This window comes from Chitinophaga sp. 01L420 (assembly GCF_056399985.1).
Genome location: NZ_JBFTSK010000057.1, coordinates 16,266 through 32,611 on the forward strand (window position 1 = coordinate 16,266; position 16,346 = coordinate 32,611).

The window sequence follows — 16,346 nt, forward strand, 5'->3', positions numbered from 1 at the left end:
AATAATTTATTTCCTTACACGAAATTAAATTTCTTATTAGTTAATTTACAGTATCTAGTTTTAATAAATCGTTAAGTTCATGAACCAGGAACCAGTTAGTGGCGGCCAGTTGGTTTACCATAGAATCGGAGGCCTTATCAGAAAGTATCGCAAGGAAAAAGGCTTGAAATTACTGGACCTTTCCGGTGTTACTGGCATAAAATCGGCATTGTTGTCCAAAATCGAGAATGGGCGTATGTTGCCAACCATCCCTACCCTGTTTACGATCATCCAGAAGCTCGGCATTACCCCCGAAATTTTCTTTTCCGAGCTGAGTGCAGAAAGCGACTTTCCCGGATACGTATACCTGCCGAAAGATGGTTTCTCTACTTATGAAAAAGAGGAAGGCGCCATTGGATTTCAGTACCAGTCGGTATTGGAATCTACTTTTGACGGCGGTGCTTTTCAAATTTCATTGCTCACTTTAAGTCCGGGTTCCCAGCGTGGCCCGGTAACCACGGCAGCCTATGAGTTTGTGTATGTACTCAACGGCCCCCTGCAGTACCAGCTGGAAGATAAAACGTTTGACCTGTCGGAAGGAGATGCCCTGTTTTTTGACGGTAGTATCGGCCATGTCCCCATCAATCAGCAAAACATTACCTGCAGGTTGCTGGTGATGTACTTCTTTGGAGAACTCCGGAAATAATTTCAAATATATTTACTTTAAGGAAATTATTTTTCCTTAAAGTAAATATATTTGAAGAAACTTTGCAGATGTCTCTTCTTCGTATCAGTAAAACAATGATGCTTTTATGTGCTTTACTCTTTATCCAGTATGCACAGGCGCAAAAAAAGCCGCAACACATCATTTTAATCGGCACAGATGGATTTGGTGCCTATGCCTTTCAGCAAGCTAAAGTGCCAACGCTCAGGGCCCTGATGCAGCAAGGATCCTGGAGTTTACATGCCAGAACCGTATTACCATCCTCCAGTGCCCCCAACTGGGCCTCTATGGTAATGGGCGCGGGACCTGAATTACATGGCTACACCACCTGGGGCAGCAAAAAACCCGACTTACCCGCACGCATACTGGATGAATACAATATGTTTCCCAGTGTTTACAGTCTTTTAAGAAAAGCCCAGCCTCACAGTGAAATAGGCGTGATCTACGAATGGGAAGGCATCGGTTACCTTTTCCCAAAGGCAGCCGTGAACAAAGATCAAAACTGCGATGGAGATTCCGCGGTAAGCGCTGCTGCCACTTCCTATATCAAACAGGCAAAACCTGACTTTCTGTTTATCCACTTTCATGACGTAGACAGTGTAGGCCATACTGTAGGGCATGGCACCCCCGCCTATTACGCAGCTATAGAACGTACAGATGCACATGTGGCAGAAATCCTGCAAAGCATCCGGGAGGCAGGCATGGAAAAGAACACCGTAGTGATCTTTACTGCTGACCATGGAGGCATCAATAAAGGACACGGCTCCATATCCATGAATGAAATGGAGATCCCCTGGATCGTGAAAGGCCCGGGCATCCGGCAAAACCATGAAGTAAAGAGCAGCATTATGACATTCGATACAGCAGCCACTATTGCACGTTTATTCAGACTCGTTATTCCGCAGGTATGGATCGGCAAACCTGTTACGGAGATTTTTAAATAATGATGATTCAGGTAAAAGCCGCATGACCTGCAAGCAGGCCAGCGGCTTTTTTTCATGGAATAGGTTAAGAGTTGATGACAGGCATTAGTGCTTTCAGATGAGCATTTTGTAATGGCCGCTATGCTATAATTTAATACCTACCCTTAAAGGCTTTTGTACAATGGCATATTCGAATGCTTCCTCTACCTTTTCAAGGGAAAACTCTTTTTCTACGACTGTACTGAAAGGATATTTTTCCCAGTTACGTTCCATAAAATCAAAAGCGTATTTGAAATCGTCAAAGTTATAATTATGCAATCCTTTAATCGTGAGCAGATGCCGGATCACTCTTTCCGGATCAATGTGTAGAGGCCTGGTGTTAAATACCGCGCCTATTAATACGGCACACCCGCCTATTCCAAGACTGTTAATACCAAACTCCATGGCAGCCGGAGAGCCACTCATATCAAACACCACATCAATACCTTTCCCGTTTGTTCTTTCCTGCAGTACCGACAGCAGCTTTGAATTATCACCGTTCATATTAAATACTTCATCGGCGCCAAAGCCCAATGCTTCATCCAGTCTTCTTGCAGCAATATCGGCAGCGCCGATCCATTCTGCTCCTGCCTCACGACACATGGCAGCGCAGGTAATACCCAGATGCCCCATGCCCGTAATCAGCACATGTTTATCCTTGATATCGCCGGCCATTCTCAACGCACCGGCCACTGTGGACACCGAACAGTTCAATGTAGCGGCAATTGACAAAGGAATGCTCTCCGGTAGCTTAATAATGCCGGTATTTGCCTTAATAATACAATAGGTCCCTAATCCTCCGTGAAATACTTCCGGTTCTTCCACCAGCACATGCCCGTATTTAAAAAGGTCATCCCCTTTTTGCGGGATCCCCCGTAACGAGTTGGTAGATTGAGGATTACTTGAGAAAACAGTCCAGGTAATACGATCACCCCGCTGTATTTGTTTACCACGCAGGTCAAAACCGGCATGCGCCGGATGCAGCGCTATTACTTCCCCCACTATTTCATGTCCGAGTACAGTAGGAGAAGGCTCATTTCTTAAGCCGCAAAAGGTATGCAGGTCGCTACCACAAATAGTGGTATATACATTCTTTACTAACAACTCCCCGGGTTGCAATGGCCTCACCTTAAACTCCTTCAGCTCGAATGCCTGTCCCGGGCCATTAAATAAAGCCAATTGCCCTTTAAATATTTCTCCTTTGATATCCGTATCTATTCGTTTTCCTTCCATAAATATGGCAATTAAATTTCCCTAAACGAAATTAATGTTTCCTTAAAGGAAATTTAAAGGTATTTAAAAGAAATAATATTTCCTTAACAGAAAGTAAATTATCCATCAGATAAACATTATTTCTTATATCAAATACTGTAGGAGAGATCTGAGCACATAACTTTCGATAGTCTGGCTTTTGGATTGAATCTGGAATATAAATACAAGTGAAAGAGTGACTACGCCCCAATAAACAGTCAGTTCATTGATGCCGAAAATCTTCTATCAGTAAAAAGTTTCAATATTGCCGTAAAAGTGCACCTATCGTATTGTATGCATCTTTCTCCCTGGCTCAATAATATAAAAACAAGCACATACACCGCACTGAAATGTGCGGCGTATGTGCTTGCCTGTGAGAACATAAAGCATATCTCTGATGTACAGAATCAATTTAACCGCAAATATTGCAAGGCTGGCGTGGAGACGGGCTGGTAGCCAGGCAGTCTGTGATCAACCGCGTTCCTCCGGGGCAATTTGTTCCGGTAGCGCCGCCGGCACCACCTCTTAACTGATGTTGCTCCATTCCATTTAACTCAACGATAGAAGATTTTTGAAGGAAGAGCTTTCTGTCTAAATTGATTTTTTTTCTTTTCATAATGAGGAGTTTTAGATGAGATACAGATTATAACGTTTTCATTTAAAAACAGGGAGGCTAACAGCACCCGCTGATGTTACAGGCCGTAATTTGTTTTGTACACAACAAAGTAGCCATCGCTCCTTTCGCCTCCAGTTGTACTGGCTGTTGAAGGGTGGCAATTCTGATGGCGGAAAGATTTAATCTTTTGGGAATTCTCTTTTTCATAAATAGTAATATTGGGTTATCAAAAGAGCAGCACCTGCTCCTGTTTCATTGACGTGGATGATGAAATTAACTGATGTCACTGCCATACATCAGCACCACATCAGTAAACATCTAACGATCAGGAAACGCTTTCAAACTGACCAATACACTGCCGGGTTACACTGATTACAAAATAATGAATTGTTCCCCATTGCACCAATACCTTGAAACAGGTTATTTTTTATACCTGCAAACAGGTAGACGTTGGTCTCATTCAATAAAATCTTATAAAACAGCTACTATTAAGCGGGATAATTGGCTTCGTCATTTTGGCTACAACTATCTGCATTATGGCAACGTGGCATAGTTATATCCGGCCGACTTTTGTATTGTAAAACATGAAACAATATGAAGACAATTTTTATAACCGGTGCCTCTACCGGTTTAGGCAAAGCCACCGCTAAATTATTCCAGGAAAAAGGTTGGGCAGTAATTGCCACTATGCGTAATCCGGAAAAAGAAACAGAACTCTCGCAACTGAAGAATGTCACCTTGTTACCATTGGATGTTACCAATCCGGAGCAGATCGGCACTACCGTGCAACAAGCCATTCAGCAAGGCGTGGATGTAGTATTCAACAATGCCGGTTATGGTCTCGTAGGGGCTATGGAAGCCATTAATGATGAACAACTTGTAAAGCAATTAAATACGAACCTGTTGGGAGTACTTCGGGTAACCCAGGCGTTCATCCCTTATTTCAGACAAAGAAAAAGCGGTATGTTTATTACCACCACCTCCATGGGCGGCTTATTTGCCTTCCCGCTCGGTTCGGTATATCACGCTACAAAGTTTGCCCTGGAAGGCTGGAGTGAAAGCCTCTCCTTTGAAATGGGCCTGTTTAATGTTGCGGTAAAAACAGTAGCGCCAGGAGGCATTGCGACCGACTTCATGGGCAGATCTATTGATGCACCTTCCCACCCTGCGTATGAAGACGCTAATAAGAAACTTTGGGCAGTTTTTAAACCGGAGGAATTTTCATCGGCAGCACAAATAGCAGCCGTAGTGTACGAAGCTGCCACCGATGGTAAAAACCAGGTCCGTTATGTGGCCGGTGAAGATGCCAAATCCCTGTATACAAGACGGCTCGAAGTAGGAAGTGAAGCTTTCAGAATAGAGATGGGTCAAAATGTATTAGGTTTGTAAACACATAAATCCGGAAGATGAAAAAAACCACACCTCCTCCATTTAAAATTGATGCTATCAGCACGCTACACCGGATGTTAGGTTTGCCCAGCCCGCTGCATCCGTTGATCAGTATCGTTGACAATACAAAAATAGCCGTGGAGATACAACAGTTGCCGGAAACGTTTTTACTCAGTTTTTTCAAAATATCATTTAAAAAATTATTGAAGGGCAGAATCGGATATGGACAAGGTTATTACGACTACGATGAGGGCGGTCTGGTGTTCACTGCCCCTCATCAGGTTATTTCCATTGTAAGCGATACCGAATTTTATGGCGTTACCCTGCTCATCCATCCCGATTTTATTCGTAATTATCCGTTAGGAAAAAACATCAAAAACTACGGCTTCTTTTCTTACGAAGCCAATGAAGCCCTTCACCTTTCTGAAAAGGAGAAAGTCTCCATCCTGGCTATACTTGGGCATATCTCTGCGGAACTCGAAAATCCGATTGATGATTTTAGCCAGGACGTAATCATATCTTACATTGAGGTGTTGCTCAATTATAGCAATCGTTTTTACAAGCGACAATTTATTACCAGGAAAGCCGTGAACAGTGATTTGCTGGCAAAAATGGAAGATTTGCTGAATAATTATTTCGAAACGGCCCATGCGTTAAAAAATGGACTTCCCACAGTGGAATATCTTGCGGAACAACTCCATCTTTCTCCCCGTTACTTAAGTGACATGCTCCGCTCACTTACAGGTCAGAATGCACAGCAACACATCCATGAAAAATTAATTGAAAAAGCAAAGGAAATGCTTTCCACAACTGGTTTACCTGTAAGTCAGATCGCTTATGAGCTGGGCTTTGAGCATCCGCAATCTTTCAGTAAATTATTTAAAATAAAAACCAGCCAATCTCCGTTGGAATTCCGACAGTCATTTAACTGAGCTAACCGCGAAGTGGATCAATAAATATATCAATGACGAAGCCTTCAAATCCTGCGGTTGGAAGGCTTCGTCATTTCCTACAGGCATCATAAAATCGCACACCTGGTGTAACGTTTCCGTACAGTATACATAAATAATAAAACCATAATACATTAATTATCAGTAACTAATTTATATGGCATGACTTTTAAATCATATGCTAACATCTATCAATAAAAATAGCAAAACGTGTTAAAAACATATTTTAAACTGGCTTACAGAAATATAATAAAGGATAAAGCCTATTCTGCTATTAACATAACAGGTTTAGCGATTGGCCTGGCATCAAGTATCCTCATTTTACTTTGGGTACAAAATGAATTAAGCTATGACCGGTTCCATAAAAATGCCAACCAGATATATCGCATCACTTGTGATTTTGATGGTTCCAAAAGTGCGGCAAGTTCGGCAGGCATGCCCGCCGGATTAAAAGCAGTAATGCCGGTCGTTAAAAATACGGTTCGCTTAGCCCCTACCATCTCTGCTACCTTACTGGAAACAAAAGACAAAAAATTTGAAGAAAAACGTGTGTTTTACGCCGACCCCAGTTTCATGGATGTATTTTCCTTTCCCCTGCTGCAAGGCGATCGTACCACAGCGTTAAATCAGGTAGATGGCGTTTTAATCACGCGGGAAATGGCAGCCAAATACTTTGGAAACGAAGATCCTGTTGGTAAAGTAATACGAAAAGACAATAAAGAAAATGTAGTAGTAACGGGCGTGCTGGCTAATATTCCTGCTAACTCCGACCTGCAGTTTGACTTTATTTTTCCAATGGCGGCTTTAGCCAGAACAAATAATGATTTAAAAAATAATACCTGGAACAACTATAGTTTTTACGACTATGTTCAATTAGATAAAAGTTTTGACCCTTCTGCTCCCAATTTATTAAGGCTGGAAAAACAAATTGATCAAATTGCACTGCAGCATAGCCCCGACGTCAAGGCCTCGTTTCAGTTACAGTCCTTCACCGCCATCCATTTGGCACCTGAACGACTGGGGGATTTGCCAGGACACGGTAATGCGCAATATGTAAACATCTTCTTTATTATCGCTATTTTAATATTGGTAGTAGCCTGTATCAATTTTATGAATCTGGCTACCGCACGTTCAGCCCGGAGAGCCAAAGAAATTGGCTTACGTAAAGTGGCGGGTGCTGTACGTGGACAACTGATCCTTCAATTCTTAAGTGAGTCTGTCTTAATCTCGCTTATTTCACTGGCCATTGCACTCGGGATCGTCTTTTTATTCCTTCCGGTATTTAATGAAATAGCCGATAGAAAACTGGCCATTGCTGCGGTGAGTGCTAAATTCTGGTTAAGCCTTTTTGGCATTGCATTGTTGACGGGATTAATCTCCGGCAGCTATCCGGCTTTATTTCTTTCCGGCTTCAATCCTATTAAAGTACTCAAGGGAAATGTAAAATCAATGGGCAGCAATTTGTTATTCCGCAATGCTTTGGTAGTAACTCAATTCACTGTTTCTATCGTTTTGCTGGTAGGTACAGTTGTCATTTACAATCAGCTTAAATTCATCAAAGACCGGAACCCCGGCTTCGAGAAGACCGATCTCTTATATGTGCAGATGAAAGGGGATATATGGAACAAGCAGGAGGCCTTTAAAAATGAATTAAAACAAAACCCGCTTACCAGCGATTTTGCCATTACCTCCGACCTGCCTGCCAACCCGGGAGGCTGGACACTTGACGTAGACTGGCAGGGCAAAGATCCCCACTCGCAAATGGCTATCCCGGTAATGGCTGTCAATGAAGATTTTATCCATACATTCAGGATGCCACTATTGGCAGGCCGGAGTTTCTCAAGTGCATTTAAAACTGATTCCAGCAACTATATAGTGAACGAAAAAATGCTGAGTCTAATGGGCCTAAATGCCAGTACAGCAGTAGGTAAGCCATTAACGCTATGGGATAGCAAAGGGACAATTATTGGTGTTGTAAAAGACTTTAACTTTAAAACGATTCATCAGGCCATAGAACCATTGGTACTGTTCTATAATAAGTTTGGCGGGTATGTGGTGATAAGAACACTACCCGGTAAAACCAACGCAACCATACAGGCATTGGCAACAATAAGCAAAGAGCTCAACCCTGCCTATCCCTTCAAATTTGAATTTCTTGATCAGGATATAGCTAACCTCTATAAAGGTGAACAACAGATGGGCAACATTTTCAATCTTTTTGCTATCCTGGGCCTCTTTATATCCTGCCTGGGCCTGTATGGCTTATCCGCTTTCATGGCTGAGCAGCGTACCAAAGAAATTGGTGTACGTAAAGTATTAGGAGCATCCGTTCTTAACCTGGTTTATTTATTGTCCATTAATATTACATGGCTCATTCTCATCGCCATAGTGATTGCCGTACCGCTTTCCTGGTACGCGGTGAACAGTTGGTTGGCTAACTTTGCCTATCATATACATGTTAGCTGGCTGGTATTCTTCACAGCGTCCCTGACGGCTTTGAGTATTGCATGGCTTACGGTTAGTTATGAATCTGTAAAAGCAGCGATTGTTAATCCTATAAAGAGCCTGAGAACGGAATGATGATTTATCCGGTACGAAACATCATCTTATAGCTCCCATAAAACAATGTAAATTTAGACCAGCCTTCCAATCGCAGGATTTGAAGGCTGCTTCATTTTTGTATGATCCCCAGACAAATAAGTCCCTTTTATTCCTTTCTTTTGTAGAAATCTTTAACCAGATTCAATATAAAAGTATCCACAACATGAAAAGCAATAAAAAGAAGTTGTCACCTGAACAAAGTCAAGCACTACTCAACGTGTTGAAGACCCGCTTTGAGAAAAACACGAACCGTCATAAAGGTATTGACTGGTCTAAAGTACAGGCAAAGCTGGAAGCGCATCCGGAAAAACTGTGGTCACTCGATGAAATGGAAATAACCGGTGGTGAACCAGATGTAGTGGGTTATGATAAAAAGACAGATGAATACATTTTTTACGATTGTTCTGCCGAAAGTCCAAAAGGCCGCAGAAGTGTTTGTTACGACCATGAAGCACTGGAGTCAAGAAAAGAACATAAACCGGAAAATAGTGCTGTTGAGATGGCAGCCGATATGGGCATTGAACTTTTAACAGAAGTACAATACCAGGAATTGCAGCAATTAGGAAAATTCGATACAAAAACCTCCAGCTGGATAATAACACCTCCTGCCATTAGAAAACTCGGGGGCGCCCTGTTCTCGGATCGCCGCTATGACCACGTTTTTGTGTATCATAACGGAGCAGAATCTTACTATGCCGCCCGAGGTTTCCGTGGCTGGCTAAGGGTGTAGTGACCAACATCCCGAAAAATGGTTTGATAGCACGACGCTAGTTCACATGATCAATCTTCCCATCCACCAGGTGAATGATCTGATCTGATCTGCCGGCAATATCTTCATCGTGTGTTACCATCAGAACAGTTTGTCCTTTCTCTGCCGACAGTTTTTTAAACAAGTCAAATACTACGGCCGAATTATAGCTGTCGAGATTACCGGTAGGTTCATCACCCATAATAATCAGCGGCTCATTGATGAGCGCCCGGGCAATGGCTACCCGTTGCTGCTGACCACCGGAAAGCAGCGAGGCCCGTTTATGCCCCTGATCTGCTACTCCCAGCAGCTTCAGCAAATCATTGGCATGATCTGCTATTTCCTCCCGGCTGTATTTAGCCAGTTTAAGTGCCGGGAGCATCACATTCTTTAGTACGGTAAACTCAGGCAACAGGTAATGAAACTGGAATACAAAGCCAATATGATGGTTCCTGAAATCGGCCAGCCAGGGATTGCTTTTTCCGCGCATCTCATCCTGGTTGATCCGGATACTTCCTTCGAAATCTGTATCCATAGTAGATAACAGGTATAGTAAGGTAGATTTCCCACTGCCTGATTTGCCGGTGATGGTAATCAATTTTCCTTTTTCAATATCAAAACTTACATCGTTCAGCACCTGCATTTTTGCCGGTTGCTGAAAATATTTATTAATATTTCTTACTTCTATCAGGTTCATGGTTTAGCCTCTTAAAATGGTGATTGGATCCAGGCGGGATGCTTTGCGGGAGGGCAGGTAGCCAGCGAGTGTGGTGGTGATGATCCCGAAAGAAAAACCGCTAATGTAGTAAACAATAGAATAGTTGACCGGGAAATGATCCATCGTAATCATCACATCACTTTTGTAGGGCATTTGTGAGATGGCATAAGTGGCCAGAAAGCCGGATACAAGTCCCAGCAATGCACCGATAGTGCCAATAATGACTGCCTGGATCAGGAAAACCCGGCGGATATCTCCATTGGAAAAACCCATGGCTTTGAGGATGGCAATATCTTTCATCTTCTCATAGATCATCATCGTAAGAATATTGAAGATGCCAAACCCAGCTACCAGCAGTATGGTGATAGAAACGCCATATACCATAAAGTTGCGGAACCCTTCTCCATCAACGATTGCCGCGTTGTCCTGTCTCCAGTCAGACCCCTGAAATCCGTATTTCGTTTGCAGTTCCTGGCAGAAGGCCGGCGCCAGCTCCATATCATGCAACTTGATTTTGATGTCCGTGATATACGCGGCGGGTACTTCCATGAAACGCTGCACGGTATTGATACTGGCATAGCTTTCCTGTTTATCAATGTCCGACATACCGGTTTTAAAAATGCCCGCAACGGTGACATAAAAGTTGTTGCCTTTTTCGGTGGTGAGTAATAGTTGATCCCCTGTTTTGACGTTGAGTCTTTTAGCAAGATTAACACCCATTACAATGCTATTGGGCGTAGTGGCGAGTTCCTGAAAACTGCCTTCCAGCAGTTTGGCCTGAAGATTAAACAATGCATTTTCGTTTTCAAATACAATCCCGTTAATCGTGCCGTTGATAGTACTCGATCCCAGCCGGTAAAATACCTGGGATTTGACAGAGCCGGACACGGCCAGCACGCGTGGATCGTCCTGCAGCAACTGAATCACCTGTTTACCGTCTTTCAGGTTGAGTGAAACATCTTTAGGCTTGGTGTGGTCCACGATGTTAACGGCACTGGATTGTACTTTGTCCAGTATGGTAGCCGAGGCGGCCTGCATTTCGTTGTACAATCGCAGGTGGGGCGATTGCTCGAAGGCAATATTTCTCAGGAAATCATTGATGCCCTGGATCATGCTCACCATAAATACAAACATGGTAATGCCGAAGGTAACCCCTACAGTAGCAATGATGGTTTGTTTAAGGCGGGTGCGCATATGCGTTAGCGCAATGGATCCCGCCAGCTGTATGTTGGTGAATATTTTCATGGCTTATTCTTTTTTAGCGATGATATCTCCGGCATGTAAACCGGATTTTATTTCAATCCAGTTGCCATTTTTAGCGCCGCTAACGATGCCTGTCTTCTGCAACGCTTTACCTTGCTGCAGGTACACACTATCGCCTTTCAGCAGGAAGTCAGAAGGGATCATCAGGGCGCTTACATTTTCCCGGATAATGATATTGGCTTCTACAGACGACTGTGGATAAAAGGTATCATTGTCTGTGACGGCGGCTTCTACCTGGAAACTTCTGCTTTCTTTCTGTAGCAGCGGTACAATTTTGTTGATAGTAGCAGTGAATTGTTTGCCGGCATATACATCTGTTTCAAAGTATACTTTCTGCCCTATATTGACTTTACTGATATCGCGTTCATCTACCAGCAGCTCCAGTTTAAATTTTCCGGGCTGACCTATCATAACTACCGGATCATTGAGTTGGGCCAGTTCTCCTTCTTTGAGGTATACTTTAAAAATGTTACCATTTACCGGGCTTCTCAGCACCTTTCCTTCCCGGACCTGGCTGGTGGCAGCGTATTGCTGACGGGTTTGCAGCAACTGGCCGGTGAGTTCATTTTGTTGTGCGAGGTATTGTTGTTGTAAAGATTTGTAAGCAGTGAGACTATTAGATGCATCGAGTCTTTTTTGTTCTGCATCTTTTTCTGAAACGGCTTTATCTTTTGCCAGATCGGTATACCGGGATGCATTCCGCGCATCAACATCATATTTTTGTTTGGACTGTTCAATCTTTTCCTGCAGTTCGCGTAAGATGGCGGAACCATCGCCTGCATTTTTACCGGCCAATGTTACCTGGCTGTGGAGTATATCCAGTTGTGTAAGCTGGCTGGGAGTGCCCAGAACTGCCAATACCTGATTTCTGCTGACGGAGTCACCTTCCTTTACATTCATTTGCAGGAGGAGGTCTGTGCTGTTGGATTTCAGGAAATAGTAAGCTTGCGGCATCACTGCACCGGAGGCATATACGGCCTCGTTCATATTGCGTGACTGTACCGTCCAGGTGATATTTTTTTTCTTACAGGCAATAGCCAGTAAAGCTATTGTTGCTATGATTAAAAGCTTTTTCATGCAGGGCTATTTATTTTGTAAGTAATTTATTTCCGTATAATGTCTGAAGAAGTCCATCCTGGCTTCATTCAGCTTTTCCTGTGCTTCATACAGGTCTTTCTGCACTTCTTTCAGCTGGATCATATCAATGATGCCTTTATCGATTTTCTTCGTGCTGAGTAGTTCGTTTTCTTCTGAGAGCCGGATATTATCCTGTTGCAGGCGAATGTTTTGAGTTGACTGTTCCAGTGCTGCTTTTTCCTGCTGGTACTTTTTCTCCTGTTCAGCGGTGTAGCTTTTGAACTGTTGATCAGCAGCCTGCCAGCGGGCTTTCTGTGCACGCGGCTTATACGCGATCCTGCTAAGTGATAGCGGCATGGAAAGTTGTATCCCCACGAAACCTACGCTGAACCAGGGCGAGCGGGTGATGAAATCAGGCTTTTCTCCGAAGCCCAGTTGTTCCCAGGTACTTTTCAGATGCAGGCTGGGATACCCTTCTGCCCGGGAAAGCTGGTACTCCTGTTTGGCGAGGGTTACTTTTGATTGTTCCGCCTCGTAGCCAGGAAGAAGGGCGTTATTGAAACCGGCGACAGCCAGTGCCGGCAATTCCCCGCTGGGCGACAGCGGCAGGGAATCCGCCAGCGGATACCCCATCCAGAATTTCAGGTCCAGGTAACCCTGTTGCAAATCGGTAGCCGCTTTAATAGCGTCTATTTCACGGTTTTTCAGCAGGGTAGCCGACTGATTGAGTGTTATTTTATCAGCGAGTCCTTTTTCGAACTGGAGAATAATAAGCTCATGGATATGCTGGTAGTTCCCGTATAGTTTGGCAGTAACGGCCACGTATTCCTGTTGTTGCTGCACGCTGTAATAAGCGATGCGCGTATTTTTCAGTAATGTTTGCAACAGGGAGTTGTATTCGTTTTTTTCTGCCTGTTGTTGCAGCCGGGCAAGTTTAATCTGTTGCCAGGTTTGTACATCTATGAGGGGAAGGTCCGCTTCCACGCCATAGTTGCCCATCCAGGGAGTACCCATTCTTACCGGAACAGAGCCGCTGGAAGATGGGTTCAATAGTTGTCCGGGAAAAATCTGCACCGGAATTTTCCAGTAATGATTTATTTCCGCTTTCACTGTGAAGGAGGGCGCCAGGCTGGAAGCCGCTGCTTTGCTGCTTTGTGTGGCTGCCTGCAGCGACTGGTTTTTTGACAGCAGATCATGATTATGCGTGGTAGTATATTCCAGGCATTTCGCGATTGTCCACGGCTGGCTATTGTTATTTTCGGGCATAGATTGCCCGCCTGCTGTACGGGCATAGATTGCCAGTAACAGCAGTAGGATAGCTGTTTTCATCTTTTGTAGTTAARTTCCTTAAGTTCTGTGTTAATTATACCGGGGAATTTTGCTGACATTTTGCACTAATGCAGCAAAGACAATTGCTTACACCCGTTTTTTATACACGCTCATCGCGAGGATATAAGCCACCAGCATAATTCCAATACACCAGGCAAGTGCAATCCATATTTCATTGCCTACCGGCTGGTTGGAAAGTAGTGCGCGGAGGGTTTCCACGATAGAGGTCACGGGCTGATTGTCTGCAAAGGCACGAACAGGCCCCGGCATGGACTTCGTAGGCACAAACGCCGAGCTGATAAATGGCAGAAAGATGATGGGATAGGAAAAGGCGCTTACACCATCCACAGATTTCGCGGATAATCCGGCAATCACCGCAATCCAGGTTAACGCCAGCGTAAACAACGCCAGTATGCCAGCTACGGCAAGCCATGACAGTACTCCCGCCGATGAGCGAAAGCCCATGAGGAGCGCTACGAGAATGATTACCGCAACAGAAATGGCGTTGGATACCAGTGAAGTCAGCACGTGTCCCCACAGCACCGTTGAACGTGCAATCGGCATGGAGTGGAATCGCTCTAATATGCCCCGTTGCAGATCCAGAAACAGGCGGTAAGCCGTATAAGATATACCACTTCCAATGGTAATCAGCAGAATGCCCGGCAGCAGGTAATTCACGTATTTGTCCGTGCCGGTTTGAATGGCGCCGCCAAACACATATACGAACAGCAGCAACATTGCTATTGGCATAATAGTCACCGTGATAATGGTATCCATGCTGCGAAGAATATGACGCATGGAACGTCCAAGCATAACACCCATATCCCTGAAAAAATAGTGTTTTATCGTTTCCATTTATTTTTCCATTTTTTCGCCGATGATGGCAAGAAATATCTCTTCCAACGTAGGCTGTTTTTCAATATATTCTACTTTCGCGGGCGGGAACAGCTCTTTCAGCTCTGCAAGCGTGCCGCTCACGATAATTTTACCCTTATGAAGAATCGCTATTCTGTCGGCCAGCTGTTCCGCCTCGTCCAGGTACTGGGTGGTCAGGAAAACCGTTGTGCCATTATCAGCAAGTTCTTTGACGATCTTCCAAACCTCGATCCGTGCTTCCGGGTCAAGCCCGGTGGTCGGTTCGTCCAGGAAAATGAGCTGCGGGTTTCCCACAAGACTCATGGCGATGTCGAGCCTGCGACGCATACCTCCCGAGTAAGTAGATGCCCTGCGATCGGCTGCATCGGTTAAACCGAAACGTTTCAGCAAATTGTCCGCAATAGGATGCGGATCTTTCAGGTGCCGCAGCCTGGCAATCATGACAAGATTTTCACGCCCGGTTAAAATCTCATCCACCGCGGCAAACTGTCCGGTCAGACTGATCGACTCCCGCACATTGCCGGGCTTTGACGCCACATCGAATCCGTTTACTGAAACCGTTCCGCTGTCTTGCTTCAGCAGCGTACTGAGGATTTTAACAATCGTTGTCTTGCCTGAACCATTGGAGCCGAGCAGGGCGAAAATACTGCCTGCCTCTACCTGAAAATCTACTCCTGTCAGCACCGGTATGTTTTTATAGGACTTTTCGAGTCCCCGCACCGAGATGGCGATGTCATGATGTATCATATCTATTTCCTCCTTCATGATGTTAATAATGTGATACCAGTTAAATCCGCTTTTCCGTTTTTCAAAAAAGCATAGGTCAGATTATCCGCTTTGCAGTCAATAAACCGAAGCCCCTTCAGGCTTTTACTCCTACCCTTGAAGAAAGTGTTCGTAAGCGTTACATGCTGGAATGTCACCCTGGTAAATGCACAATTTTCAAAAGAGCAGTCCTCCAATGTGCCATCGAAAACCATATCATCAATCGACGTGTCATTAAAAGAAGTACGGCTCAACACGGCATTTACCATGCTGCCTTTCACGAGGGCACAGGTCTTAAACACCGCATCAGTAAAATCTGCCCCGGAGAAATCACAACCTTTGAAGTAGCTCCCCGTAAATTCGGTTTCCTGCAGGGAACAGTCCTTGTATATATTGCTGATTAAATGAGAATTCTGCATGTGGCTGCCACTGATGTCAGAACCGGAGAAGTCACAGTTCTCTACATTATTACCTTTTAGCAGAAGCCCCGACATATCTGAACCCACAAACAGGCAATGCTGCATGTTGGCGCCGCTGAACTTCTCATGCAGATTTTTCAACCCTGAAAAGTCTGCGTCTACCCAGCTCCCGCCCGACATATTCCAGCTAAGCTTTTTCTCGGACTTTCCGGATGGCAATTCCACGGATTGTTTCACCAAAGGCTCAACAGGTACCACCTCAGTAGTCTCTGACGGGAAGCTTTCTGAAAAATAATTAAGATCAACACCCAGAATTTCCGCGAGACGGTTAAAAGTAGTGATGTCTGGCATTGATTCTCCCCGCTCCCACTTTCCGACTGCCTGGGAACTAATAAATAACCGCTGGGCGAGCTGGGCTTGGGAAATATCTATTCTCTTTCGTGCTTCGGCTATTTTGTTACCGATCGTCTTCGTGTTTAACATAAGTCACTGTTTTTTTTTGACACTACAAAGATATTCAGATTCATTCCTGGAATCAGCAAAGAAGCCAGCACTCTTAGTTGTAATCCCACAACTTGTAGTTGTATTCAACAACTACGGGTGGTATATGGCTGTTAGATATTACACATTTCTATAACTTAACATCAATCTTACAATAGACTCCAATAAAAAAGCCGCA

16 protein-coding genes are annotated in these 16,346 nt (G+C 44.3%); 6 read left to right on the forward strand and 10 right to left on the reverse strand.

All coding sequences use genetic code 11. From position 1 onward, the window contains the following. Positions 1-79 precede the first annotated feature (79 nt). Both AC1DP6_RS32485 and AC1DP6_RS32490 read left to right on the forward strand, forming a co-directional pair. The gene (locus tag AC1DP6_RS32485; protein ID WP_477058588.1) at positions 80-685 is read left to right on the forward strand and encodes a helix-turn-helix domain-containing protein; all 606 of its coding nucleotides are present in this window, start codon (positions 80-82) and stop codon (positions 683-685) included. 68 nt (positions 686-753) lie between these two features. Further along, positions 754-1,647 carry an alkaline phosphatase family protein gene (locus AC1DP6_RS32490; protein WP_477058589.1) on the forward strand — a complete coding sequence of 298 codons (894 nt, stop codon included), beginning with the start codon at positions 754-756 and terminating at the stop codon, positions 1,645-1,647. 123 nt (positions 1,648-1,770) lie between these two features. On the opposite strand, the gene AC1DP6_RS32495 is transcribed toward AC1DP6_RS32490, so the two are convergent. From AC1DP6_RS32495 to AC1DP6_RS32505, 3 genes are all read right to left on the reverse strand, one after another. Continuing rightward, positions 1,771-2,898, reverse strand: coding sequence for a zinc-binding dehydrogenase (locus AC1DP6_RS32495; RefSeq protein ID WP_477058590.1), 1,128 nt, complete (start codon positions 2,896-2,898; stop codon positions 1,771-1,773). Between the two features lie 430 nt (positions 2,899-3,328). Beyond that, complete coding sequence (locus AC1DP6_RS32500; protein WP_477058591.1) at positions 3,329-3,532, reverse strand: class I lanthipeptide; 204 nt, start codon at positions 3,530-3,532, stop codon at positions 3,329-3,331. A gap of 57 nt (positions 3,533-3,589) precedes the next feature. Beyond that, on the reverse strand, positions 3,590-3,739 hold the full coding sequence (locus tag AC1DP6_RS32505; protein ID WP_477058592.1) for a hypothetical protein: 150 nt from the start codon (positions 3,737-3,739) through the stop codon (positions 3,590-3,592). 387 nt (positions 3,740-4,126) lie between these two features. Here AC1DP6_RS32505 and AC1DP6_RS32510 point away from each other — a divergent pair, with 387 nt between their 5' ends. The 4 genes from AC1DP6_RS32510 (at position 4,127) to AC1DP6_RS32525 (ending at position 9,202) form a co-directional block, all read left to right on the forward strand. Beyond that, on the forward strand, positions 4,127-4,921 hold the full coding sequence (locus AC1DP6_RS32510; protein ID WP_477058593.1) for an SDR family oxidoreductase: 795 nt from the start codon (positions 4,127-4,129) through the stop codon (positions 4,919-4,921). A 17-nt stretch (positions 4,922-4,938) separates the two neighbouring features. Next, the gene (locus AC1DP6_RS32515; protein ID WP_477058594.1) at positions 4,939-5,853 is read left to right on the forward strand and encodes a helix-turn-helix domain-containing protein; all 915 of its coding nucleotides are present in this window, start codon (positions 4,939-4,941) and stop codon (positions 5,851-5,853) included. A 228-nt stretch (positions 5,854-6,081) separates the two neighbouring features. Next, the gene (locus AC1DP6_RS32520) at positions 6,082-8,451 is read left to right on the forward strand and encodes an ABC transporter permease (RefSeq protein ID WP_477058595.1); all 2,370 of its coding nucleotides are present in this window, start codon (positions 6,082-6,084) and stop codon (positions 8,449-8,451) included. 184 nt (positions 8,452-8,635) lie between these two features. After that, the gene (locus AC1DP6_RS32525) at positions 8,636-9,202 is read left to right on the forward strand and encodes a DUF4256 domain-containing protein (RefSeq protein WP_477058596.1); all 567 of its coding nucleotides are present in this window, start codon (positions 8,636-8,638) and stop codon (positions 9,200-9,202) included. Positions 9,203-9,239: 37 nt separating this feature from the next. Here the strand turns inward: AC1DP6_RS32525 and AC1DP6_RS32530 are convergent, their stop codons facing one another. From AC1DP6_RS32530 to AC1DP6_RS32560, 7 genes are all read right to left on the reverse strand, one after another. After that, positions 9,240-9,917, reverse strand: a complete 678-nt coding sequence (locus AC1DP6_RS32530) for an ABC transporter ATP-binding protein (protein ID WP_477058597.1) — start codon at positions 9,915-9,917, stop codon at positions 9,240-9,242. 3 nt (positions 9,918-9,920) lie between these two features. Next, the gene (locus AC1DP6_RS32535; protein ID WP_477058598.1) at positions 9,921-11,183 is read right to left on the reverse strand and encodes an ABC transporter permease; all 1,263 of its coding nucleotides are present in this window, start codon (positions 11,181-11,183) and stop codon (positions 9,921-9,923) included. Positions 11,184-11,186: 3 nt separating this feature from the next. Further along, positions 11,187-12,278 carry an efflux RND transporter periplasmic adaptor subunit gene (locus AC1DP6_RS32540; protein ID WP_477058599.1) on the reverse strand — a complete coding sequence of 364 codons (1,092 nt, stop codon included), beginning with the start codon at positions 12,276-12,278 and terminating at the stop codon, positions 11,187-11,189. 6 nt (positions 12,279-12,284) lie between these two features. Then, on the reverse strand, positions 12,285-13,607 hold the full coding sequence (locus AC1DP6_RS32545) for a TolC family protein (protein ID WP_477058600.1): 1,323 nt from the start codon (positions 13,605-13,607) through the stop codon (positions 12,285-12,287). A gap of 87 nt (positions 13,608-13,694) precedes the next feature. After that, complete coding sequence (locus tag AC1DP6_RS32550; protein WP_477058601.1) at positions 13,695-14,462, reverse strand: ABC transporter permease; 768 nt, start codon at positions 14,460-14,462, stop codon at positions 13,695-13,697. Then, a complete protein-coding gene (locus AC1DP6_RS32555; RefSeq protein ID WP_477058602.1) occupies positions 14,463-15,248 on the reverse strand; it encodes an ABC transporter ATP-binding protein in 786 nt (261 codons plus the stop codon). It lies immediately after the preceding gene. Next, positions 15,245-16,150, reverse strand: coding sequence for a pentapeptide repeat-containing protein (locus AC1DP6_RS32560; protein ID WP_477058603.1), 906 nt, complete (start codon positions 16,148-16,150; stop codon positions 15,245-15,247). The genes AC1DP6_RS32555 and AC1DP6_RS32560 overlap by 4 nt, the downstream gene beginning before the upstream one ends. Positions 16,151-16,346: the final 196 nt, after the last annotated feature.